The 511-nt window shown below is 49.7% G+C and carries 2 protein-coding genes; both read left to right on the forward strand.

The features are described 5' to 3' along the window. Positions 1 to 201, forward strand: a 201-nt coding sequence (locus tag ACR0AO_RS25535) for a response regulator (protein WP_480609876.1), incomplete at its 5' end; no start/stop codon positions are given. Between the two features lie 59 nt (positions 202 to 260). Continuing rightward, positions 261 to 511 (forward strand): adenylate/guanylate cyclase domain-containing protein (locus ACR0AO_RS25540; RefSeq protein WP_480609879.1); only part of this gene is annotated, 251 nt, incomplete at its 3' end.

The raw sequence follows: 511 nt of genomic DNA on the forward strand, positions 1-511 counted from the left end.
ATGAATGGGTTCGAAGCCTTGGAATGCATGAAATCGGATATGGCTTTGCGCGACATACCCGTCATTATGATCTCGGCGGTCGACGAAGTTGAAAGTGTCGTTCGTTGCATCGAACTTGGCGCAGAAGACCACCTACCCAAACCCTTCAACGCGGCACTTCTGCGCGCCAGGATTTCTGCCAGTCTTGAAAAAAACACCTGAGGGATCAGCAGGAATCGTATCTTCGGCAAATTGAGATTGAAAAAAATCGAGCGGACGAATTGCTTCATGCGACCCTTCCAAACGCTGCCGTTCACGAATTGAAATCGACCAACATGGTGCGACCGCGACGTTTCGAAAATGTGGTGATTTTGTTTTGCGACGTGGTCGGGTTTACCCAATATTGCGACAGACATGCGCCGGAAGAGGTGGTGTCGCATCTACAGGAAATGGTGAATACCTGTGAGCAAATCACCGCACGTCATGGGCTGGAAAAAATCAAGACCATAGGGGATGCATACATGGCAACTGC

Source organism: Ruegeria sp. AF8, assembly GCF_056541825.1.